The organism is Paenibacillus sp. J22P218 (assembly GCF_056269195.1).
In genome coordinates this window covers 1,136,152-1,159,901 of sequence record NZ_JBWDNL010000002.1, presented here as the reverse complement: position 1 = coordinate 1,159,901, position 23,750 = coordinate 1,136,152, and the positions used below count along the sequence as shown (strand labels likewise).

The 23,750-nt window shown below is 48.7% G+C and carries 24 protein-coding genes; 4 read left to right on the top strand and 20 right to left on the bottom strand.

Features of this window, described 5'->3' with window-relative positions; genetic code table 11:
• Positions 1–24: 24 nt before the first annotated feature.
• From AC0YN0_RS14375 to AC0YN0_RS14350, 6 genes are all read right to left on the bottom strand, one after another.
• The gene (locus AC0YN0_RS14375) at positions 25–1,113 is read right to left on the bottom strand and encodes a lactonase family protein (protein WP_475821817.1); all 1,089 of its coding nucleotides are present in this window, start codon (positions 1,111–1,113) and stop codon (positions 25–27) included.
• Between the two features lie 92 nt (positions 1,114–1,205).
• Positions 1,206–1,373 (bottom strand): hypothetical protein, encoded by a 168-nt coding sequence (locus AC0YN0_RS14370; RefSeq protein WP_475821816.1) that lies wholly within the window; start codon positions 1,371–1,373, stop codon positions 1,206–1,208.
• A 68-nt stretch (positions 1,374–1,441) separates the two neighbouring features.
• Positions 1,442–2,158 (bottom strand): DsbA family oxidoreductase, encoded by a 717-nt coding sequence (locus AC0YN0_RS14365; RefSeq protein ID WP_475821815.1) that lies wholly within the window; start codon positions 2,156–2,158, stop codon positions 1,442–1,444.
• Positions 2,159–2,363: 205 nt separating this feature from the next.
• A complete protein-coding gene (sleB, locus tag AC0YN0_RS14360) occupies positions 2,364–3,020 on the bottom strand; it encodes a spore cortex-lytic enzyme (protein WP_475821814.1) in 657 nt (218 codons plus the stop codon).
• 300 nt (positions 3,021–3,320) lie between these two features.
• Positions 3,321–4,220 carry an alpha/beta hydrolase fold domain-containing protein gene (locus AC0YN0_RS14355; RefSeq protein ID WP_475821813.1) on the bottom strand — a complete coding sequence of 300 codons (900 nt, stop codon included), beginning with the start codon at positions 4,218–4,220 and terminating at the stop codon, positions 3,321–3,323.
• A gap of 83 nt (positions 4,221–4,303) precedes the next feature.
• Positions 4,304–4,876: a TetR/AcrR family transcriptional regulator gene (locus AC0YN0_RS14350; protein WP_475821812.1), complete on the bottom strand. Its 573-nt coding sequence runs from the start codon at positions 4,874–4,876 to the stop codon at positions 4,304–4,306.
• Between the two features lie 287 nt (positions 4,877–5,163).
• On the opposite strand from AC0YN0_RS14350, the gene xerS reads away from it, so the two are divergent.
• Positions 5,164–6,243, top strand: coding sequence for a tyrosine recombinase XerS (xerS, locus tag AC0YN0_RS14345; protein WP_475821811.1), 1,080 nt, complete (start codon positions 5,164–5,166; stop codon positions 6,241–6,243).
• A 20-nt stretch (positions 6,244–6,263) separates the two neighbouring features.
• On the opposite strand, the gene AC0YN0_RS14340 is transcribed toward xerS, so the two are convergent.
• From AC0YN0_RS14340 to AC0YN0_RS14330, 3 genes are all read right to left on the bottom strand, one after another.
• Complete coding sequence (locus AC0YN0_RS14340; RefSeq protein WP_475821810.1) at positions 6,264–8,069, bottom strand: ABC transporter ATP-binding protein; 1,806 nt, start codon at positions 8,067–8,069, stop codon at positions 6,264–6,266.
• A 28-nt stretch (positions 8,070–8,097) separates the two neighbouring features.
• Complete coding sequence (locus tag AC0YN0_RS14335; RefSeq protein WP_475821809.1) at positions 8,098–9,846, bottom strand: ABC transporter ATP-binding protein; 1,749 nt, start codon at positions 9,844–9,846, stop codon at positions 8,098–8,100.
• A gap of 377 nt (positions 9,847–10,223) precedes the next feature.
• A complete protein-coding gene (locus AC0YN0_RS14330; protein ID WP_475821808.1) occupies positions 10,224–10,757 on the bottom strand; it encodes an ADP-heptose synthase in 534 nt (177 codons plus the stop codon).
• 163 nt (positions 10,758–10,920) lie between these two features.
• On the opposite strand from AC0YN0_RS14330, the gene AC0YN0_RS14325 reads away from it, so the two are divergent.
• Positions 10,921–11,898, top strand: a complete 978-nt coding sequence (locus AC0YN0_RS14325) for a YpdA family putative bacillithiol disulfide reductase (RefSeq protein WP_475821807.1) — start codon at positions 10,921–10,923, stop codon at positions 11,896–11,898.
• Between the two features lie 326 nt (positions 11,899–12,224).
• Here the strand turns inward: AC0YN0_RS14325 and AC0YN0_RS14320 are convergent, their stop codons facing one another.
• From AC0YN0_RS14320 to AC0YN0_RS14275, 10 genes are all read right to left on the bottom strand, one after another.
• Positions 12,225–13,559 (bottom strand): DUF4129 domain-containing protein, encoded by a 1,335-nt coding sequence (locus AC0YN0_RS14320; RefSeq protein ID WP_475821806.1) that lies wholly within the window; start codon positions 13,557–13,559, stop codon positions 12,225–12,227.
• Positions 13,559–14,710 (bottom strand): DUF58 domain-containing protein, encoded by a 1,152-nt coding sequence (locus tag AC0YN0_RS14315; protein ID WP_475821805.1) that lies wholly within the window; start codon positions 14,708–14,710, stop codon positions 13,559–13,561. The genes AC0YN0_RS14320 and AC0YN0_RS14315 overlap by 1 nt, the downstream gene beginning before the upstream one ends.
• A gap of 10 nt (positions 14,711–14,720) precedes the next feature.
• A complete protein-coding gene (locus AC0YN0_RS14310; protein ID WP_475821804.1) occupies positions 14,721–15,680 on the bottom strand; it encodes an AAA family ATPase in 960 nt (319 codons plus the stop codon).
• 15 nt (positions 15,681–15,695) lie between these two features.
• Positions 15,696–16,622 carry a polysaccharide deacetylase family protein gene (locus AC0YN0_RS14305; RefSeq protein WP_475821803.1) on the bottom strand — a complete coding sequence of 309 codons (927 nt, stop codon included), beginning with the start codon at positions 16,620–16,622 and terminating at the stop codon, positions 15,696–15,698.
• A 34-nt stretch (positions 16,623–16,656) separates the two neighbouring features.
• Positions 16,657–17,652, bottom strand: coding sequence for a phosphotransferase (locus AC0YN0_RS14300; protein ID WP_475821802.1), 996 nt, complete (start codon positions 17,650–17,652; stop codon positions 16,657–16,659).
• Between the two features lie 46 nt (positions 17,653–17,698).
• Complete coding sequence (locus AC0YN0_RS14295; RefSeq protein WP_475821801.1) at positions 17,699–18,385, bottom strand: MOSC domain-containing protein; 687 nt, start codon at positions 18,383–18,385, stop codon at positions 17,699–17,701.
• A 231-nt stretch (positions 18,386–18,616) separates the two neighbouring features.
• Positions 18,617–20,233: an amino acid permease gene (locus tag AC0YN0_RS14290; protein WP_475821800.1), complete on the bottom strand. Its 1,617-nt coding sequence runs from the start codon at positions 20,231–20,233 to the stop codon at positions 18,617–18,619.
• A 137-nt stretch (positions 20,234–20,370) separates the two neighbouring features.
• A complete protein-coding gene (locus AC0YN0_RS14285; protein ID WP_475821799.1) occupies positions 20,371–20,982 on the bottom strand; it encodes a DUF3298 and DUF4163 domain-containing protein in 612 nt (203 codons plus the stop codon).
• Positions 20,983–20,998: 16 nt separating this feature from the next.
• Positions 20,999–21,511, bottom strand: a complete 513-nt coding sequence (locus AC0YN0_RS14280) for a GNAT family N-acetyltransferase (protein ID WP_475821798.1) — start codon at positions 21,509–21,511, stop codon at positions 20,999–21,001.
• Positions 21,508–22,233, bottom strand: coding sequence for a phosphonate ABC transporter ATP-binding protein (locus tag AC0YN0_RS14275; protein ID WP_475821797.1), 726 nt, complete (start codon positions 22,231–22,233; stop codon positions 21,508–21,510). The genes AC0YN0_RS14280 and AC0YN0_RS14275 overlap by 4 nt, the downstream gene beginning before the upstream one ends.
• Positions 22,234–22,393: 160 nt before the next feature.
• Here AC0YN0_RS14275 and AC0YN0_RS14270 point away from each other — a divergent pair, with 160 nt between their 5' ends.
• Positions 22,394–22,618, top strand: a complete 225-nt coding sequence (locus AC0YN0_RS14270) for a hypothetical protein (RefSeq protein ID WP_337101377.1) — start codon at positions 22,394–22,396, stop codon at positions 22,616–22,618.
• A gap of 68 nt (positions 22,619–22,686) precedes the next feature.
• On the opposite strand, the gene AC0YN0_RS14265 is transcribed toward AC0YN0_RS14270, so the two are convergent.
• Complete coding sequence (locus AC0YN0_RS14265) at positions 22,687–22,824, bottom strand: hypothetical protein (RefSeq protein WP_337101378.1); 138 nt, start codon at positions 22,822–22,824, stop codon at positions 22,687–22,689.
• A 155-nt stretch (positions 22,825–22,979) separates the two neighbouring features.
• Between AC0YN0_RS14265 and AC0YN0_RS14260 the strand changes: the two genes are divergently transcribed.
• A complete protein-coding gene (locus AC0YN0_RS14260; protein ID WP_475821796.1) occupies positions 22,980–23,714 on the top strand; it encodes an HAD family hydrolase in 735 nt (244 codons plus the stop codon).
• Positions 23,715–23,750: the final 36 nt, after the last annotated feature.

Below are 23,750 nucleotides of genomic sequence, written 5' to 3'. Positions count from 1 at the left end.
TCCCCTTTTTCTTTTCAATGCTCTCTATACGGTTATATATACCGGTTGAACGCATACCGGCTTGGATACCGATACGTTATTTCCTGTGAACGTAAGCTCCCCGTTAGCTTGATCTACAGCGAACGTCGCAATATTGTTCGTATCGCGATTCGCAGCGAGCAGGTAACGTCCACTTGGTGTTAATGCAAAATGACGCGGATGTCCGCCTTGAACGGAAATATGCTGGATCGTCGTCAGCTTGCCCGATTGCTCGTCTACCGCATAAACAACGATACTGTCATGACCACGGTTGGAGCCATACACATATTTACCGTCATTGCTAATTGTAATTTCGGCACAGGAATTGTCGCCTTCGAAGCCTTCAGGCAATGTCGATACCGTCTGAATCGTCGATAACTGTCCCGATTGAGCATCATAGGCAAATGCGGTTACGGTTGAATCTACCTCATTAATGACATACGCGTAGCTGCCGTTCGGATGGAACGTCAGATGACGAGGTCCTGCTCCAGGATGAAGCGCTGCTTCCGCTACAACAATCAGTTTACCAGCTTCCTTGTCTACCTTGTAAGTGACAATTTTGTCCAAGCCTAAATCTTGAACGAGCAAATAACGTCCGTCCGGGCTATAGAACGAGGAATGCGGATGCGGTCGGTCTTGGCGCTCTGGATGAACACTGCTGCCTGTATGCTGTGCTACGTCTAATTTCTCTCCGATAAGTCCATCTGCGGTTATAGCATGTAAACCGATCATTCCGCCATGATAGCTCGTAACTGTGGCAAATCTTTTTGAAGCATCCAACTGAATATGACATGTCGTTGAGTCGACCGTTACAGCACGGTTAAGCAAGGCTAGCTTGCCTGCTGCTCCGTCAATGGCGAATGCTGCCGCTTCCCCGACCTTACGGCCATCCTCCGTCGATGTCTCGGAAATGGCATACAATCGATTGTGTTCTGCATCCACTTGAACGAATGTTGGATTTTTTAATCCAGCGTATTCGTTTAATAGCGTTAATTGTCCGGCTTCTTCATCAAAAGCATACACGTAGACTCCGCTTTCTTCGGCCTCCGAATAGGATCCGGCGAAGACAAGCAAGCGCTGTTGCTCTGCACTCACGTATTATTCCCCCCAAACCATTTAACAAGCACGTTCCCTATTATAAGTTGAATATCGCAGCAAAACAAATCTTGACGGCGATCAATTTATGATTATTGATCGCTGCTTCCGTCCTCTGCCCTCTTCGCTAATACCCACATTCGTCCCGACCATTCGATTGTATCGCCGACTTGGATGCCCGAGGCGAGCTTCTGCAATGGTACTTTGCTTACCCTTCCATCACAATTCATTTCTGCGCAGTCAAAAAACAGACGGCTCACTATCGCCGTCCGCTTTATTTGACATTTGCTGTTGTTATGGTCTGATTCAATAGGATCGATTCTGTCCATTACGAGCGTTTAGCGTCTGGCGCACATACACCATCCGTACATAATACATCATCATCGCCATCAACTTGAACGAGCGTCGGATGTTTTTCCTCCCAAGCTTTGATCAAAGTACTCAGGAAGGTTTCAGGAGATTGCGCTCCGGATACTGCATATTTACGGTCGAATACGTAGAACGGAACGCCTCGTATGCCTAGCGTACTGCCTTCGTCTTCTTCACCGCGCACGGCGTCCGAATAGTCGTTAGACGCGAGTATTTGAGCCGCAGCTGCTGCATCAAGCCCCACTTCTCCCGCAAGCTGAGCCAGTGTCTCACGGTTGCCGACGTTGTCATTGTCTGTGAAGTGTGCTTTGAATAGTCGCTCCGAGAGTTCTTTGTCTTTGCCTTGCGAAGCAGCGAAATGCATCAGACGATGGGAATCGAACGTATTGGTAACGACTTGACCGTCAAAGTTGAATGTGAGACCGACTTCTGCTGCTTGTTGCGCGACATTCTCCGTATTCGCTTTTGCTTGTTGAATCGACATGCCGTATTTTTTGGAAAGCATTTCAAGCGTGCTAACGCCTGAATTCGCATCTGCGCCTGGATCAAGCTCGAAGCTGCGGTATACGACTTCGATTTTCTCTTTATGCTCGAACTTGCTTAATGCCATTTCGAATCTTCTTTTGCCAATATAACAGAACGGACATACATAATCCGACCATATTTCTACTTTCATTGTTAGAAGCACCTCCGAATAATGGTTGTAAAATCACTTAATTTCAAAACGAGAGTTACTTTCATTATAACCGATTCAACCAAAATTGCGAACCTTGAGAATTGCTATTCAAGTTTGTTTACATAATTATGTTTATGTCGTTATTATGAGTTGCCGAACAGAAAAACAGCGTCTAGAGATTATTAATCTCTAAACGCTGTTCATTTTAAACTGCGAAAATATGGCGGCCAATCTTCAGTGTCTGTTGTCTCGACCAGATCCACTTCGATGTAGCGGTATCCGGGTTAAAGTAGTACAAAGCGCCATTAGTCGGGTCGTTGCCGCGAATCGCTTCCAATGCGGCTTTATATGCCGTCGAATCCGGCTTCATATAATATTGCCCATCATCAACGGCAGTGAAAGCGCCTGGCTGTTCGATTACGCCTTGAACCGTATTCGGGAAGCCCGAAGCGGCAACACGGTTCATCACGACAGCTCCGACTGCGATCTGGCCTTTATAAGGCTCTCCGCGCGATTCTGCATAAATGATTCGAGCAAGCAGATCAAGCTCCTTCTGATTGACGGATACCTTTTTCAGCGTCTCCCACGTTTGTTTGCCGGCAATGCCATCCACCGCAATGCTGTAGTCCTTCTGGAATTTCATCAATGCATCATACGTATCATCGCCAAAAAACATCGTAATCGAGCTGTCGAAATAACCTAATGTTTTCAGTCGGTATTGCAAGTCCGGTACGTCAGGACCTGTGCTTCCGTACTTTAATGTTGCCGGAGCAGCCGCATTCGCATGCGCTGTTGGTATCGCTAGAACGAGCATAATACCGATCAATAATGCCATACTATAGTTAATCAATCGTTTATTCATCGTTATGAATATCCTCCTTTTTCACCGAATCGTTTATCGTTCAAATCGTGTAAAACGATCATCGGCCGTTGGTTTTTACGAGTGTAGCATAAGCTCTTGATTAAATGTAACCTAAATCTAGAAATTACATATATTTACTAGTTTTCATTTTTCTCATTTACTGATATAATTTCACGTCGTTTATGAACGCATAACCTTAGAGCCCCAACGGTTTAGGCAAACATCTGAAACGTTAATTAAAAATGACCGCTAATTTAAATTAGCGGTCATTCGTCTAGATTAAAAAAGCCGTTACTTATTTCAAGAGATCAAATCAATGATGTGTTTGATTGCTTTTTGGGCTTCTGGAATCGGCAATGCAGGAAAGACATGGTTCATTTTTGGATATTCGTTGTAATTGATCTTGATGCCTTCCTTATTGGCTCGGTCTCTAAACTTTCGAGCGTCAGCTAACAGCAGTTCATGAGTTCCAATAAATAAGGAAATTTCCCCCAACCCTTGTATATCACCGTTTATTGGGCTTAGAAGATAGTGATTTGGGTCTGTGTCGCCCGCATATAGTTCGCCGATGATGGCGAGTCCGTATGAACCTAACATAGCATCATTTATCTCGAATTTCTGAATATCTGGATTGGACAATGTGATATCTAACCATGGAGAGAGCAATATGATCCGACTCGGTTGCGGTAGATCTTTTTCCTTTAACAGTTGAGCTAATGCTAGCGCAAATCCACCGCCTGCCGAATCTCCCATCAAAATAATATTTTGCGGAGAGGTTTTCATTAATAGCATTTCATAAATGGGGAGTACTTGAGCGTACGAATCATGATACTGGTGATGAGGGACTTTTGGGTAGACAGGTACAACAAAGGTGGCATTGCTCAGATCTGATAATGTACGTATGAATTTCCAATGTGCACCTAGAGGCTGATTTACATAACCTCCACCATGTAAATATAAAATAATTTTTTCATTGGCTTCTTGTTTTCCTTTTAATATATAACAATCCTTACCATACTGATGTTCCATAACAATATCCATTTTCTGTTGGATTCTTCTAGGCAAAATATATGGTTTTGCATTCTCGATTCGCTTTTGTTCGAGGAATTTCACAAACTTCGCTTTGTCTGAATAACGTTGTTTTGTACCTCTCATTAATAAGATATACTCTACAAGTTTGCTCCGTATACTTCGCTTCATCTCAAAGTTCCTCTCTTATTGTATTTTCAATACCTTATGGAAAGGCGAATTTGACCTCCTCTTCACCGTAAACAAACTTATTTCTAATTTGCTCTTAGTGCTTTTTTAACAAAGTGAGTGACATTTGCTATATAGTCTTCAACTGAAATATCGGTACGATATATATAACAGTCTTCTACTGCTTGCTCCACCATCGACACGACAAATCTTCCTGCCAGACTTGGGTTAATTAATGGATCCACTTCACCCATGCTTTGCCGTTGAGAAAGCATTTGTTCAATTAAGAGGTAAAAGGGTTCAAATAACTTTTCCCACTCTAACGGGTCCTCCACAACTCCTCCACCATTGTTGAGAATCGCGAAAACATCGCGGTATTCCCCCATTTGATAGCAGGCTGCTGAAATCCCTCTCGAAACAACTTCTTCAAAGGTCTGTAACCCCTCTGTTTCCCTCCGGACCGCGACCAAAACACTTTCAAGCATTTCTTGCGCGAGAGCAGTGATCACGGAAGTTTTGGAGGGAAAGTACAAGTAAAAGGTTCCCTGTGCCACTCCTGCTCGTTTTACTATTTTTGAAACTTTGGTTGCTTCTAATCCGTCCTCGGCTAAAACTTCTCGTGCAGCTACAAGTATCTCATTGCGTCGATCCTGTTTCATCCAATAACCCCACATTTCCGTCAACTGACTGACAGTCAGTCATTTCGTTAACAACATAATATCCCATTGCTTTTCGCTTGTCAATACATGCCAATAACGAATGCTGACCCTATTTAATTTTTACGGTTCTCGTTGTGACTTGGCCATGTGATTGCTACAATATAGGAGATTCGATCGTTTGTTTATGATGAGATCTGAACGTATAACCCTTAAATTAATACATAAATATAATTATGTAAACTTAATATCATTAATATTTAGAAACATTAACAATGAGGTGCAGACGAATGAATATCATTAAGCAAAAAGACCGGCTGGAGCTCGACAAAAAAATTCTCACTATGCCCTGGTTCATCGAAAAGTTTATCAACTATAAGCTACCGGACCTGTCCCCCTCCTCGTTGCTTGAATACATCCGAGACTATGATACTTTCCTGAGATGGTTGATGGCTGAAGGCTTGTCCTCGGCAAGTGATGTCAAGCAAGTAACACTGCTCGAGCTGGAACAGCTTCATATGGACAGCATCGACGGCTATCGGATGTTCCTGTCTACCTATAAGGAAGAGCGTAACAGCAAGACGACGATCTCACGCAAGCTGTCCTCCCTTCGCTCCTTGTTCCATTACTTAAGCCAAATTGCCGAGGACGAGCAGTTCTACCCGTTATTGAAACGGAATGTAATGGCCAAAGTAACGATCAAGCGGACACATAAGCCGAAGGATACAGCTGCCAAGCTAGAAGGAAAGCTGTTGCAAGAAGAAGAAATATCGGAGTTTATGTACTATGTGCAGCAGCAATACGAGACGGATATTGCCTCTAATAAGCAAGCACTCTACTCCTATGAGCTGAACAAAACAAGAGATGCGTGCATAATCAGCTTCATCCTGCACTCAGGGCTTCGCGTGTCGGAGCTCGTTAATTTGAATGTGGACGATTTAGACGTGAAGAAGAAGCTTGCTCATGTGTACCGCAAAGGACGCAACGACGATAACTTTAAGACGCCGGTCTATTTTCGCCAAGAAGCGGTAGAAGATTTGCAAGCGTATTTACAGCTGCGTGAGACGAGATATAAAGCTCAGAAACGTGAGAAGGCTTTGTTTTTGGCGATCGCCAATGGCAAAAACGAAGGTGCGAGGATGACGAAGCGTGCGATTCAGGAGATGGTTATTAAATATGCCAAGCGTTTCGGCAAGCCGTACTTATCTGTTCATAAATTAAGACATTCGTTCGCAACGGACTATTATCTCCGTAACGATATTTATAAAACACAAGAGCAATTGGGCCATGCCTCACCCGAAACGACACAAATTTATGCGCATCTCACCGATAAGACGATGGCCCTTGCCATTGATCGAACGAAAGAGTAGGAATAAGTGCTGCAGTTTAACTAACTCGTCTGCAATATAACGGATTCCTGCATCGACAGCTGCGTCAACACGAGGTTCGCATATAGCCCACCCTGCTTCATTAGAGCTTCATGCGAGCCTTGTTCCGCAATACGGCCGTCCTGTACGACGAGGATAATATCTGCGTCTCGTATCGTGGATAACCGGTGAGCGATAATGAACGCCGTACGTCCTGCAAGCAACGTCTGAAGCGCTTCCTGGATATGCTGCTCTGTCTCCGTATCGACGCTGGATGTCGCCTCATCGAGAATGAGGATGCGCGGATCGGACAACAATACCCGTCCGAATGCAAGCAGCTGGCGCTGTCCGACCGACAGCTTCGAGCCTCGTTCCTCCAACTCTGTTGCATAGCCGTCCGAGAGCTGTGCGACGACACGGTCTAATCGTACGCTCTCCCCCGCTTTGCGAAGCTGTTCATCACTCGCATCCTCGTTACCGTAGCGCATATTTTGCTCCACTGTTCCCGCGAAGATGAAGGAATCCTGCAGCACGATCCCCATTTGCTTGCGCAAAGACTCCAGCGTTGCATCCTTCACATCCATACCGTCAATTCGTACGCTGCCGTCAGTTGCGTCATAGAAACGCATGAGCAGATTGACGATCGTACTCTTGCCAGCGCCGGTTGGACCAACGAGGGCCACGCGTTGCCCCGGCTTCACCTTAAAGCTGACGTCATGAAGCACATCAGGCTTATTCTCTTCATAACGGAAGGAGACATGCTCGAACTCCACTCCTCCTGCTATTGGCGGCAGCTCGCGGGCGTCGCTGCTGTTTTTCACCTCGGAGTCGGTGTCCAATACCTCAAATATACGTTCCGCGGATGCCATAGCCGAGAGCAATTGACTGTACACCTTCGACAAGGCGCTGAGCGGGCCCCAGAAACGCCACAAATAGTTGATGAACGCCATAATGAAGCCTAGCGACAAAGCGCCGTCGATGACACGAATAGCGCCGAACCAAACGACGATACACGTGCCGATCATCCCGATCATCTCGACAAGCGGATAGACAGTCGATTCAAGCGTAATGGCGCGCATGAACGCTTTCTTATTACGCATGTTGATTTCGTTGAACTTGTCGTTATTTTTATTTTGGCGCGAGAACACTTGAACGACGCGTATACCTTGGATCGTCTCGTTCAGGTTGCCGTTGATCGCGGACATCGTGGAACGCGAACGCGACCAAGAGCCCTCGATCTTCGGCCTGACTTTGGCAACGATTAAATACAATAAAGGCATCATAACGAACGATAGGATGGCAAGCTGCCAATCCATCCAGAACAAGATGATGACAATGCCGAGCAAATGCGTGACTTCCATTACCATCGTTATTAAGCCGCCGTTGATCAACTCGCCGATGGCGTTCGTATCGTTCGTTATCCGCGACATAATCTTGCCTGCCGGACGACCGTCGAAGAAACGGAACGACAACGATTGCAGATGATTGAACAACTGTTGACGCAGATCGAATAAAATCCGTTGGCCGGTGAAATTAATCCATCTCGTATGCATCCAGCTGAACAGCCAGCTTATGATTCGGATGCCGAGTAATGACGCCCCTAGCGCAGTAATGACGGCATAGTTTTTATCTCCAATGCCTTTATCGATCAAATAAGCGAGTATAATCGGCTCGGATAAGCTTAGCAGCATGTTGAGCAGTACAATGACAACAACTAAGCTCATCAGCTTTCTGTACGGGTATAGGTAGCGCAGCATTCGCCGCATATATTTCATATTAAACGGTTTTTCCTCGATATCTTCATCCATATCCCATTCGACTTGACTCATGCAGCACCTCGTTTCTTAAGTAAAATGGTTATTTATGCAGCGCAATCTGCTTCTGACGGTTGAATAACTGGCTGAAGAAGCCGCCTCGCTCATTCAGTTCCTTATGCGTGCCTTCTTCGGTTATGCGTCCGTTCTCAAGTACGATAATTCGGTTCGCATGTTGAATGGAGGACAAGCGCTGAGCAATAATGAATGTCGTCCGCCCTTCCATAACCTCCAGCAACGCTTCGTGAATCGCCGACTCGGTTGCGGTGTCAACGCTTGCCGTCGCCTCGTCCAGTACTAGGATCGGCGGATCCATGAGGATCGCGCGCGACAGCGCTACACGCTGACGCTGACCGCCGGAGAGACCAACGCCTCGTTCACCGATGCGCGTATTGTAACCGTCCGGCAAGCCGACGATAAAGTCATGTATTTGCGACTTTTTGGCTGCGTTCTCGATCTGCTCCTGCGTTGCATCCGGGCAGCCGTATGCGATATTATCACGAATTGAAGCAGAGAATAAGAATGTTTCCTGCGGCACAATGCCGATGCTCTTGCGCAAGCCGTCGAGGTCGTAGTCTCTGACATCAATGCCGTCTATGAGCACCCGTCCGCTTGCAGCGTCATAAAATCTGGACAACAAGCCGATCAAGCTGCTTTTGCCGGAACCGGTCGAACCTAATACGCCGATAACCTCGCCTCGATCAACCTTGAACGATATGCGGTCCAAAATCGGGCTGTCCTTCTCTTGATCTTGGTCGTCGAAATAAAAAGAAACGTTGTTAAACACAACATTGCCGCTCATGCCGTCAGTTGAAGCACCGTTTGCTGGCGACGCGATATCGACCTTCGTATCCAACACCTCGAACACGCGGGGAGCTGCCTTCATCGCCTGTTGCATAATGTTGATCTGCCAGCCAAGCATGTTGAGCGGCCAAATAATTCCCCATGTGTACCATTGGAACGCCATGAACGTTCCGAGCGTCATCTCACCTTTCACGACGAAGATAGCGCCGATCCATATCATGAGCACGAAGGTAAGTCCGCCGTAAAAGCCCATCTGCGGGAAGGCGCGTGCCTCCAGCTTGGCGCGCTCCATGTTCGTCTCGAAGTTCTGTTCGTTGCGCTCGGCGAACTTCCGCTCTTCAACCTTCTCTGTAGCGAACGACTTTACAACTCGTATGCCCGAAATATTTTCCTGAAGCGTCGTCGTTAACCGTCCCATCTGCTCCCGAATATTACTCCAAGCCGGACCGACTTTATGATTGAATCTCCACAGTACGAATAAGATCAGCGGGATCGTCACAAGACTTATCAACGTAACCTTCCATTGCATCGACATCATAAAGATGACCGTTCCCAAAAAAGTAAGCATTCCCGTAATGAGATTCATCGCCCCGAAGCCGACGAAGTTTTTGACCGAGTCGATATCCCCGGTCATTCGGGACATTAATTGCCCCGTCTGAGCACGATCGTAATAGGAGAAAGATAGCCGTTGCAAATGCGCATATAATTCCTTGCGTAACTGGAACACGACATTTTGCCCGACAAGCTCCTGCGAATAGCCTTGTACGAACATCGCTCCGCTCTTAATCGCCTGTACGCCGATAAGCGAGAGCGTCAACCAGAAAACGACAGACATATCTTTTTTGTCGATACCCTTATCGAATATCTCCCTGAGGATCCATGGCGCTACTAGATCGATCAGTGTTGCTACCACCATAATGGTTATTGCGGTTACGACCCATTTGGCGCTTGGCCTTACGTAGACCATAATTCTCATGAGCGTTTTCATTTCGATTTTGCCAACCCCTTTCTACTGCTTAAGAAATCAAAAAGACCGCAAGCCTTAGATAGGCTCGCGGTCTTCGTATTAACGGCTGACAGCATAGCTATCTCGCTATATGGTCACCGCTTTGCGAAGGCAGGCCGGTCGGCATGTTTGAACAATGGGCTGGAACTGATTCGACAACGCGATGTTACGGCCTTGCTCACCAACAGTCCAATTAAACATACGATGACCCCCTTCTTCTTTAATTTCGGTAGTATTGTTTTCTAACCCAACCAAATCTTAACACCTTGGCAAATAGATGCGCAAGAGGCTAAACAAAAAAAATACGCCTTGACAGCCGCCCATCCTTCATTGGCAAGCGGCCTCCAGCGCTTCTTCTTTTATGGCTCGTTAGACATTTCCAAATCTTCAGTCGATATGCCTTCTTCTACCGCAAACTCGAAATCCTCTATATCATAGACCTGCACCGGAACGCCTGCTTCGATGAGTCGGTCTTGAAATTCGAATTGATCGGATAAGAGCGGAATATTGAGCTTCATGCCTGTGAGCAATAGCTCGGTTTCGATCGGGTCGAACGTCTCTCCATAATGCGCATTATCTACCCCATGCACAACCGTAAACTGGATCATCTCATTCAAGAGCAACGGCGAGCTCTCGCGCCATGGCACTTGCATCGCCTTCTCTATCTTCTTGCGGTTGAGCGGATCCTCGAAGAAAGCGATGAGATCGTTAATCTTCGCTTTCACGTGACCGTCATCATCCGGATCGTCCATGACCGGATCGGCTCCGTCCCGCATCTCATATAATTCGGCAATCGAAGAATAAGGAACGACATAATCTATGGGCCGACTCGGTACGAGCAGATGCCCATACGTTGCTACTAATACTGCTTCTATCACAAAACGCCGCTGCATGCTGGCTCCTCCTCACGTAAGAACGGTTACACATTATTATACAATATTCCATTGCCTGTACAAGAGAGTCAAACGCCAAATTTGCATAAACACGGTTGACCCAAGTAAAATGATCGATAGATAAATAAAGATGACGACTGGTTTCAGGAGGGAACATCATACGATGCAGAAGGAAGAAGCTATCATTATCGGAGCAGGACCTTGCGGTTTAGCTGCAGCAATAGAGCTGCAGAGAATCGGCTTGAATCCGCTCACCATTGAGAAGCGAAATATCGTTTATTCTATTTCGCAGTACCCGACTTATATGCAATTTTTCAGCACCCCGGATCGGCTGGAGATCGGGGACATCCCTTTTACGACGGCTAGTGAAAAGCCATCACGTCTTGAAGCGCTTCATTATTATCGTGTAGCTGCTCAGCGCCATCAAATACGTGTGCAAGCTTATGAAACGATCAAAAGCATTGAACGCGAAGGCGATGGCTTCGTGGTCAAAGGTGAAAATCGGTTCGGTGAACCGCGAGCCTACTTTGCCCGGTACGTCATTATCGCTACCGGCTACTTCGATAATCCGAACGTTCTCGGAATACCCGGCGAAGAGCTTGATAAAGTGAGCCACTTCTTCCGCGAATCCCATCCCTATGTCGGCATGCAGGTCGCCATTATCGGCGGCAGCAACTCGGCCATCGATGCTGCACTGGAGCTGGAGCGTGTTGGTGCTAAAGTAACGGTTATTTATCGCGGTGAAACGTACTCCTCCAGCATCAAGCCTTGGGTAAGACCGGGCTTCGAGAAGAAAGTGGCTCAAGGACTCATACAAATGCGATTCAGCTCCACGGTTACAGCCATCGGCAACAATGACATTACGATACGAGGACCGGAAGGCGCCGAAATGATTCCGAACGATTTTGTCCTTGCGCTTACCGGCTTCCACCCCGACCGCAACTTCTTAACACAAACGGGCGTAACGATGGAAGCGGAAGGTTATCCGACCTTTAATGAAGCGACGATGGAGACGAATATTCCTGGCATTTACCTCGCCGGCGTCGTAGCTTCCAGGCACGAAGCGAATGAAATCTTTATCGAATCCGGCCGTTATCACGGCAACAAAATAGCAGACCATATCATGAGCAAACGGGACTAACCCAGCTCGCATAATACAAAAATGGCGGTGTCGGGTAATTATCCCGGCATCGCCATTGCTTACTCCTAGTCTATTGCCTTCTCGTATCAAGTAACGCCAGATTCCCCTGCTGAGTGGATTTCATCCAGTCAAATGGGCTAAATAACATCAAATCAGCAGTTTGATTGGAGTTCCTACAGGCTAATGCGGTCAGTTTGGTGGAATTGAGCTGCAAGAGTGAATTAGGCTGTATATTTTCCACTCAAAAGCGATTGACCAACGTTCAACTGCCTGTTTGGCTGGATGATTTCCACTCTATACATGGACAAATACTCGAACGTTACCTGTTACTGTATATCAAGCTTCCGCTTTAGTTCGGCTACCGTCTCGTCGCTTGGTGACTTGTCACCGTAACGAACACCTTCGTAGACATCGATAAGCGGCGTTACATGTTCAGATGCAATAACGGTTTGTTTCTTCTTCTCCATATCGGCAGCCGTCTCACGTGGCGTCAAGCTAGGAATGACTGTATAGCCTGTCTTCATTCCGCCACTCAGCAGTCTCTTGTACAAATAACGAATCCGTTCGGCGTTCGACTTCAGATCCTGCCAACCAGGCTCCTTGTCCTTCCCTCGAAGACTCAATCTCCGCAGCGAGCCGTTTAATTGATCCTTCAGCTTCGTATACGACATTAAGCTTTCGACTTCATCCGAATAGTTCGCGTCGTCACCCTGCCGATCTGCGCTTCGCTCCCATATTTTCGAGATGAAGGACTGAACGAGCCGATACAGCTTTTTACCTAAGTAATAGAGCAGGAAACAGACGACTACAATGACGAGTATCGTTGCCGCGATCTTCAATATTTGCTCCAATAGAACGACCCAATCAGCAGGAGGCTTGGTCTCGGTCTGAGGCAATGCCGGCGGCGGCGCTTCACTAGGCGGCTCGCTCTGCACCTCGTTCTCCCGAGGTCGATTCATCCATTCCATAATCGAATCGATGATTTGCTTAACGAAACGTTCGACAGCATGTTGAATTTGCCTGAACATCGTTATTATGGCTATGACCGCGAGCAGCAAACCGATCCAAAGCCGATTTTGACGCTTGAAATCAAGCGTTGTCTTCGACTTGCCCGTGTCGGCTGTCTCCGCGCCAATATGTCTCTCATTCGCAATAAAGAAAAACAAAATAACGGCCGCAATTCCGCAGCAAATGAGCACGACATTATAGGAGGATAGCTCTTTTAACAAAAAAAGCTTGAGCGGCTGAACAGCTATATATGCGCATACGGCTGTTAACAGCTGCGAGTTTGGAAAAGAATTGAACCATCCACGTATCTTCGATGCCATTCCTCGATAACCGAAAACAGCACCAATAAAGCTGCAGATCACGACAGGTATTGGACTTAATTGTTGTTCAACAAGCAAGAAAGTTAACACCGTTAAAAATAAACCTAAGCCTGCTGCTAGCAGCAACCGATATATTCTTCGCTTGATCGGCTTTGCCCCTATTATGGAGGAGCCCGCCCAATAGCCGATACCTAACGAAACGCTCCAAGGCCAGACGGCGCTATCGCCAAGTGTGTATACGGCTGCGGTTAAGACGAAAGGCAAGAAAAATAGAAGCTCCACGTAACCTTGGACGAGGGATGCCATCGAGCCTGAACGCATCATTGACTTCATTAAGCGATCACCTCTTCCGCTTGCCCGCTTGCAGCTTGACCAGCTGGATTCGACTGTTCTGAGCTGCGCTTATCGGACGGGTCGGTTAAGTGCCACACAGCAACGGCATTTCCGTTGTACCGCAAATGCTCCGCCGCCTGCTCCAGCGACTCATTCCAATACGCGGAGATGACCAGAATATCCATATCGTGCAGTCCGCGGGCTGCCTCCATTTCCAACAAACGATCGAACAGCTCCGTTCGCTCGATCTCCAGCTTGGCCATGTTCTCAAATATAGTCATAAGCTGCTCGTGCCCGCCTCTTGGCTCGATGCGAACGCTGTCTCGCTCCCCGAATAACGGCATATTCGTCGCGAAACCCACTTCGCTTCCCTCTGCGATAACGGCTTCAGCAGCGCCGGCCGCCCATTCGATGCCTTGTTCAATGAGCGCATCATTTGATACCGAACGCCACATGCCCTCCGCATCGTCCACGTTCAAATAAATCATCAGCCGGCGGTCGGCGGTAAAGTCATGCTGATGCACCTGCAGCTTCCCCGTCCTCGCCGTCGCTTTCCAATTGACCTGCTTGAAGTTATCGCCAGGCTGATATTCTCTAACTCCCGCTATAACGAACGGATCGCTGACGATCCAGCGCTTGACCGTTTGCTCGCCCTGCCAGCTATGATAGGGCAGCTCTTGTACAGGCACTTGTGCCGGCTTCGGATAAACGATCAGCTCGCTCGAGAGCGGAATCTGACGCGATGCGCTCGTAAGCCCAAGCAAATCGCCGCCCGTCAGCGTCACGGTCTGAAGACGATACCAGCCTCTTCTCGCACAAGTGAAGCGGTGTTTGCGGGTCACCTTCGTATACGGCCGGAAGGTGAAGAAGCTCTTATGATTCTGGGAGAGCTGACCGCTGCTGACGGCAAAGTTGTCATCGTGCTGGAATCGCAGGAAAGCGGACAATTGCGATTCTACGCGCAGCCAAGGAACGGGCAGCCACTTGCTGTTGGAAATCTGCTCGACCAGTTCAACCTGCTCACCGCGATAGCTTGTCTTTTGCTGAAAATGTCTTTCATAGCTAATATGCTTAAGCGCATATCGGCGAAATACACGGCTCTGTATGAATAAAATGATAACAGTGGCGACAATGAACCAAAATAATAGCATCGCCTGCCGCCTACTTCACGGCTAAGCCGGCTTCCGCTGGCACGTGCGTCTGGCGAATAATATCATCAATAATCGCCTCCGCATGGTTATGGCTGCGCTGCAATCCGCGCAATGCGAGACGATGCGCAAGAACTGGCCTAGCCATCGCCTTAATATCGTCAGGCGTTACGAAATCGCGGCCGCGAAGAATGGCATGAACCTGAGCGGCGCGCAAGAGCGCTTGGCTGCCGCGAGGGCTGACGCCGATCGCGACCTCTTCTCTCGATCTTGTCTGCTCGACAAGTCGAAGCAAATAACCAAGCACGTCATCCGAGATCGTTACAGCCGTATAAGACTGCTGAGCCTGCACAATGGCGGCTTGCTCCGCAACAGGCTCGAGCGACTGCAACGGATCATTATCTTTGAACCTTTTTAACAGACGTATTCCCTCTTCAGTTGTCGGATAGCCCATCTTTATTTTGAACAAGAAACGGTCAAGCTGCGCTTCCGGCAGCGGGAACGTACCATGGTGCTCGACCGGATTTTGCGTCGCAATGACCATGAACGGCCGCTCGAGCCATTTTGTTTCTCCGTCTATGCTAATCTGCCGCTCCTCCATACATTCGAGAAGACTTGATTGTGTGCGCGGAGTCGCGCGGTTAATCTCATCCGCCAACAGCAGATTTGTGAACAATGGTCCGGAACGGAACTCGAATTCGCTTTGCTTCTGATTATAGAAATGAATGCCGCTTAGATCCGACGGCAATAAGTCCGGCGTGAACTGAATCCGCTTGAATTGCAAAGACAATGACTTCGCTAGCGACTTGGCCAGAAGCGTTTTGCCTGTTCCCGGCACATCCTCAAGCAGCACATGTCCTGATGTGATTAGTCCGATCAGCAGCAGATCGATTACTTCTTCTTTTCCGATAATGACGCGGCCGATGTTGCTTCTAACGGTTTCAGCTAATTGTTTGACAGATTCGAATGACATGTACGCAGCTCCTTCTTATTGGCTTGCCTGATCGGCTAGCTTCTGTTGCAGCTCTTGCAGTTGGCTCCAGCGGATCATTTTAATTCCTTCGGTTTCTAACGTACGCAATATATCTGGATCGCGGAATAATTCCAGCTCCATCCCGCGTTTCTCAGCTTGATAGTGATAGGCCCGCAGCTCATCAGACACGACGGATGGATGTATAATGACCTCGCTTACGCCAGGACGCAGCCCTCGCAGCAAGCCGACCATATTCGCTTTGAAGCTTTCATACGTCTCGCCCTCTTGCAATTGGAATGGCAGCCCAAGCAAATAATCAAGCACGACTACGCCCTTCGATGCTGCATAATCGGCAAGCTGCTTCGCTTGCTCCGCCATCTCGGGAGGCGCCACCTGACCATCTTCCTGCAGCAGATAACGTGGCAACCGGAAAGGCAAACCATATGCAGCGCATACATCGAATACGATCGGCAAGAAGTTGCGTCCGGTTGTCAGTCCATAGAGGCTGCCCATATGATTGTCGGCATGCGTCGGCTTAACGCCGAGCTGCAGAGCCATCTCCACTTGTGCGATCAGTTCCGCTCTTACTTGCTCCTCATCGGCTTGTTGCTCGAATGTCTTGCAGTCCGGCGGAAAGTAGCCTTCATTCGTAACGAGCGAGGAGCTGTCGCCCTTGCGATTCACAGGACCCCAACGATAAGCATCCCACTCGCTTGTGAACGTAAAGTGAATACCTACATTGAGCTCCGGATGAGAAGCGCTCCATAAAGCCGCTTCGCGAGCCCAAGCGCAAGGAAGCATTAACGTTGCCGAGCTGATGGCGCCTTCCTCCAGCAATTGCTGGATGCCGACATTAACGGAATGACAAGAACCGAAGTCATCCCCATTCACGATAAGAAGCCGATCCTCTTCCTTATATCCGAGTGCTTGCGCCAAGTTCATGTTGCATCCCATCCTCTCTGAAAGTAATGAATCTTTATGACTGAAGCTGATGAAGCAGCTCATTACAATTACGTTCTACCCACTCGCAGCCATAAGCAGATTGATCGATAATGCCGCACAGCACATCGTCCGTATCCAGCCCATCCTTGAACCTTATTGCGAAATGCAAAGCAACGTCGAGAAGCCTAAGCTTCATAATCGCCGGCAGCAGCTCCAGCTCTCGAGCCGACAGCTTTATGATCTCGGAATAGCCCGCAAATAGAAGATTAATCCGCTCGAGCACATCCTCCCGCCCCGGTCTGATCATATCGACAGCGGTTACCGCCAGCTCCATCGCCCGTACATCTACGGTGCAGAACTCGAAGTCCAGCACGCCTGATATCCTCTCATTTCGGACTACAGTATTGTTGAAAACGAGATCGCCATGAATCCACTGCTTTGGCAGCTCCGCGATGCTATCGCTTAACGGCTTCAGTTTTTGCCGTTCTGACATGAGAGCGATCATCCTATTACGCCTTGCATTCAGCTCGTCAGACCGTTCATTTAACGCAATAAAGCACTCCTCGTCCATTGCCGCATATGTTTCTTCGAGCAAATAATAAGGGCTGTAGATGGGCGGTTTCGAAGGATTTGCATCCTTTAACGCTGCGGTCAATTCACCAGCCGCTCGGCCAAGCAAGTACACATGATGGTTCTCCTCAGCATCCGTTCGATCTCCTTCGATGAAACGGAATAACGAAGCGATAGTTCCGTCCCCAGCCTTTGTTACGGTCGAACCAAGCTTATTGCGAATGGGCAGCGGCACTTGAAAAGGCAGCGCTTTCGTATTAAGCCACGCCAGCAGCTCATGCTCGAGGGCAACAATGTCGCTGTCCTTATGATTATTATAAATCCGCAGAACGAATCGTTCGGTGCCCGCCGTTACCATCCGGGTTGTATTATTCATGCCGCTTTCCTTATGCTCGATGCGCCAATCGTCTTTGAACGAATATGGATCCAAAAATAGCGCAAAATCTATGTTGTCCTTCACTGCCGGTTGTCCTCCTTAAAGCTAAGCACCGATTCATGTGATGCGTTTAAGCTTTCTGCTGTTCAAGCCTCCGCAGTCGCTTGCCAAGCTGCTCTTGCCAGCTAATCGAGAGCTCTTCCACCGATAACAGCTCGCGCAAACCAGCCGCATCCTCCTTGTCGATATACATGAGCCGGTTCGCTTCGGCAATCGATTTGGCTGTCGGATGGCGCCCAATGCGATTAAGCTCCAAGCCTGTCTTCAGCATACCTTCCTTAATCACGCGAAAATAAAACCCGGTGTAACCGCTGAGCTGAACGTCCTGCGGAAGCTCCTGAAGTTCATGGCGCAATCCAAGCTTATAGCATGGCTGCCTAGGCTGGCTGACTTGTACGATAACATCGCCAATCTGCACAATATCACCTATGCATAAGTCATGCTCCGTCCACTCTGATACCGTTAAGTTCTCCCCGAACGCACCGGCTTCGAAAAATCGATTGTATTTATCCGACCAATGCGGCAAATGCCTCTCGAAATAAACGCAAATAGCTTTGTCGCGCCCGCCGTGATGAACGGTATCTCCCTGACCGTCCCCCTCCAAACCGGTATACGACAAAGCATGCGTTTTTTCCGATGCTTGCTTCACAATTCCTGATACAACTTCTTTCGTGCCATGAGCCATCGCAACCGGCATGCCGACATTAAGCGATACGACTTTCGGCAACGGCAACGATACGACCGGTTCCACCGACATGATCTGCTTCCTCCCACAAGTTGATTGCTATAGTCCTATTATAATCGTGGAAGGGAGAAGATGGCAAAGATAACATCCTTCAATTAATTTATGATGTTAATAATTAATGTTATCTCTACTGTCGAATATAGGCGGAAAAACGATCGGAACTTGATGTCGAATTCATTATTATCGTGTAGCTTCATGCGCTTCCCCGGGAAATTTTTATCTTCAACAATCATTATTTCCCCGTTATTGCAGTGGAAACTTTTTCTCCATCCGTAACAGCTCTTTGCGGCTTCGCTTGGCGCGGCTTTGCATACTGACGAGGCGGCGCTTCTCATATCTGAAATCCATTGTCGTTGCCGCCAGCAGAACGAGCGCTGCCCCGATTGCTCCCCAGCGATGGAGATAACCTGCTGCAAGCGCCGCGGAGACGACAAGCCATATAACCGCGATCCAACTAACTGCCCGGCTCCATCGTCCGAGATGCCATGGCGCGCGTTGCTCCGCCTGCAGCTGATTATTCTGCTGCAGCTTCATCGCGATTGGAATGGCGTAGGAAGTATGTATGCAAATGACGCTGAAGGAAACTAGCAGCATAATATATCCAGTTGCCGTAATTAATTGTGCGGCAGCGAGAATGACAACCGCCATACTAGCGCTCAACCAGACCGTGCTAGCGGGTGTTTGATGACGCTCGGACACTTTCGTCCACCATTTGCTTAGGGGGAGCGCTTCGTCCCGCGCCAAGCTAAGCAGCGCTCTCGAGCAAACCGTCAAAGTCTGCAGACCGCTCACCCACAACGACAGCAGAACTATCGCACCAATGATCCATGCGCCTCCCCAACCGACAAGGGCGCTATTGATGAACAAACCTGCTCCCGCATTGCCTTCAGCCGTATAGGTCAAAGTCAATGTCATAAAGGCCAGCATCGCGAACCCGACGATATAGGTGTAAGCAGTGGACAAATAAATAGCCCAAGGCACCTTCACGCGAGGCTCAATCGTCTCCTCCGCTCCTTGGCTCGCCGCATCCATTCCGATGAACAGCTTCTGCAGCAGCAAGGTACCGCCGATGAACGCGCTGGCGTTCACCGTTCCGCTCAGCTGCGCATTATGGAATTGGAACAATACGATCGGCGAATAGCTGCCAGGCCAGAATAGCCAAACGAGTCCGCCAACGATTAGCGCGGCGGCAATCATTTGAAGCCACACACCGCCTGCCAATATGTATTTAAGCCCGCGCGTTCCCCAGTGGTTGGCGGCCGCTTGCGCAATCGTAAGTGTCACCACCATTGTCCAAAATGTGAGGAGCGATGGATCATAATGAAGTCTGGCCGATAGGAAGGCATCGAGCAATCCGGCACAAGCCGCATTAAGCAGCGTTAAAGTTGCAAGCTGTCCTGCGGCATGAAAGGCGCCTGTCCGCCAGCCCCACTTGCGGCCGCCCATGGCCGTAGCCCAATGATAGACCCCGCCGGCTGTTGGCACCGCTGATGCCAGCTCCGCTAGCGAGGCGCTGACCAAAAGCGCCAATAAAGCCAAGATCGGAAAGCCGAAACCGATAACCGATGGTCCGCCTTCTTTTAATGCCGGTCCATACAGGAATGCCGCCCCTCCGACCAATGCCATCACGTTGAAGGACAGGCCGAAGATGGACATCCCGCCCAGATGCCTGCGAAGCTGCTGAGCGATGCCGAAACGATGCAATTCATGCTTATCCTGCAGCAATTGGGTCGAAGCCCCGTAGCTGATCATGCTCTGATAACCGGAATTTTTCACGCTTGTTTGCGCTTTGAGCGCACCTGCTAGAATCGCGGCGAATACCGCCGCTGCTAACAGCAACCCAATTAGTGCAACTACCAAATCGAACACCTCCATACCTTAATATATGAGCGGCAATCCTCGGACATGCTCTATTGGACCACCAATTGAATAGCCACCGCAGAATAGGAAAGAGCCGCATCTGTAGGGATGCGGCTGCGGTATGATCTCGTAATCATTTAATCATTCGGAACCATTTGTCCAAGCGGACCATCTTCATTGATAATGTCCTCGATATCGTATACCGATATCGGAAAATAAGGAAAGCCGAACACATATGGCGTTAATTCATAGATTTGGAAGTAGATGACGAGCGAACGATCGGCGATATAGAAATCTTGATCAGGACGAATCGACTTGAACGGTTCAATCGGAGCGATGTCCCTCTCCTTGATTTGCGCCGCGATAATCTCGTTCAATCGTGACACATAGTCGCTTCCAGGCTTGAACAGTTGAGCAAGCGTATACGTTTCGCCAGTCGATTGCTTGAACGTTAGCGAATCCTGCAACGTCAGACCGTGTGCTCCGCCTGTATAAGCGTAGTTATATAGCGACAAGCTCAGCACGTCTTTCTCGTTCGTCTTCTGTTCAAAGTAACCGATCATTTCGGCGTTCGGGTCTTGAAGCGAACCTTGGCTGTCGACTAGCTTCTGAGCGCTTTTCTTAATTGCGTCATTGATTCGTTTGTCAGCCGCCGAGCTGACGCCTCCGGATATATGCGGCACCGCAAGGTCCGCTTTGTGAAAATGAGCCTTGGCGGTCTGCACCACGACGGGTGATTGGAATGCCATCCTTAAGAACACCTTCCTATTCGGTAAGATGCTCCATTGTATGCAGGTCTAGGCTCATCTCATACCATACGATGCCTCCATGATTGGAAGCCGATCGTCCGTGAAGAGCGAAGCCTTCCTGTTCGTAGAAGCCGATCAAGTGCTCTTCGCACATGAGGACGATGGAACGCAGCTCATCGCTGCGGCACTGGCCAAAAAGCTTCCGAAGCAGCATGCCTCCTATACCTTGCCTGCGATAATTCGTATCGACTGCTACGGTGAGTACGCAGAAGCTATGACCTGCCGGATCATCGCCATGCGCACCTTTCATCTCATCGCCGCACTCCTCTTGTGAAGTTCGAACTCCGTTCGCGATGCCTACGAGCTTTCCGTCCGCCCAAGCTGACCAGAAATAAGCAGGATATACGCGATTCCGATGCTGAAATCCTTCGAATGTTGCTGCAGCCTCAGGCGTATAGCAGCTCCGCTCCAGCGTAATCGCTGCAGCCAGTTCCTCTTCGGCTATGACGCGCAGTTGAATCTCCGTCACAGCAACTGCTTCTCTCTTTCCGTGAGCCTGCGGCCCTTCACATCAAGCACGATCTTGCCGGCATTCAAGCCGATTATCCGGTCCGCGAACCGCTCTGCCCAATCTCCCTGATGAAGAACTGCAATAACGATGACGCCTTGATCGCGACAAAGCGCTTTCAAGTCGGAAAGAACTTGATCGGCCGTATGCGGGTCTAGTCCGGATACAGGCTCGTCCGCCGCGATTACCTTCGCGCCATGGACAAGCGCTCTTGCAACGGCCATACGCTGGCGCTCGCCGCCGCTTAACGTACTCGCCTTCTGATGCGCCTTATCAATGAGGCCGCGCTTCTCGATCATATCCATCGCGCCCATATAGTCGTCATTGCGGACCATTCCCGTCCAACGGCGCCAAGCAGGCGTCTGAGAGACCGATCCGATAATAACGTTCTTAAGCCCTGTCTTCGAAGGGAACAAGAACGGCTTCTCTTCGAGGTAGGCAACCTGCTGCCGTACGTTGCTCTTCGCCATGATCCCTTGCTTGAACACGTCGGCCCCGTCGAAATAATACGAGCCTTCCGTCCAATTCTCTTGTAGCGACAAGCACTTAAGCAGCATGGACTTGCCGCTGCCGCTGCTTCCTTTGATCGCTATAAATTCACCTGGCTGCGCCTCGAAGCTCACTTGATCAAGCACCTTCGGTCCACCAGGAATTTGTTTCGTCAAACGCTGAATTCTTATCATTGCTCGCGCTCCTTCTGCTTGCGACAGTCGTATCTATAAATCTAGTTTACGGGAAACAAAAAATAGTTTCCATACGAACAAATGTTTGGTATAATGAAAACAAGAACAAATGTTCTGAATTGCGTATAAATTACAAATCATTTAAGGAGGATCGATCATCATGAAAAAACTTTGCGAAAATTACCGTTATGTAGAGAAAGGACGCCCTTATCGCGACCTAACCTTTAAGTTCTACCCGGACGGGCGGCTTGTCATTATCGACAATAATGCAGAGGAGGTGATCGCTCCGAGAGACTTGAAGGGTGACAGCCTGGACTTTTATGTACGTCGAAGAATCGATTTCATTAAGAATCAGCTTGCTGCCTCGCAGCTCAAATACGCTTAATTTCTAATCTATAGAACGCGGATGGAGAGGTGCTTAACCTCTCCTTTTCGCGAAACCTTCAATCCCCGTTAAGGCAACTGTTTATTAATCCCGTTCAAGCTCGGCGGCCTCTTTGCGAACTTCTCCGATTTCAGCGTTATCGATTGCTCGCGGAAGCTGGAATGATTTTGCTGATTCTTCGTTTTGCTGCTTTTGTTGAATGGCATGCTTATCACCTCCAGTATCATTATGCGAATGTAGCTGGATATTTATGTGAAATCATAACCCTCCCATAAATAAACATCGTTACATTGACTCTGCGTCTTCATTGCGGTAGATTGTTCATACAGCAGCCAATCGCCCTACAAAGGAGACGCTCCCTATGAAGCAGCAAATTATGTTCGACCTGGACGATACGCTTATTCACTGCAACAAATATTTTTATCTCGTTATCGATCAATTCGTCGATGCGATGACTACGTGGTTCCAGGGCTTCCCTGACATTACAGCCGATGCCATTCGAGACAAGCAGACCGAGATTGATATTGCCGGCGTTGCGGTGTTCGGCTTCAAGAGCGAGCATTTTCCGCAGTCGTTCGTTGACACCTATGTTCATTTCTGTAATTTGAGCGGACGCAGACGTTCCAAGTCTGAAGAGGACTTGCTATGGAAGCTCGGATTAAGTGTGTATGAGCATGACAATGAGCCTTATCCGAACATGGAGCAGACGCTGTATGAGCTGGCTAATACCGGCCATGAGCTTCACTTATATACTGGCGGCGAGATGCTAATCCAGCGGCGCAAGATCGAGAAGCTGCAGTTGGAGCGCTACTTCGATTCGCGCATTTATATTCGTCGATTGAAGAATAGTGAAGCGTTGGAGACCATATTGTCTGAAGGTCCCTTCGACCGCAACCGAACATGGATGGTCGGCAATTCGATTCGCACGGACGTTGTGCCTGCCCTGACTGCTGGAATCCATGCGATCCATATGAAAGCCAAGTCGGAATGGCAATATAACGTCATCAATATAGACGTCGAACCGAAAGGCGCTTTCTTCACGCTCGACCAGCTTAAGGACGTGCCGGATACGATTCATCGTTACATTGGACGCTAGACTGTAGATGCGAAGAGGCCGTATGGTTAGGAAATG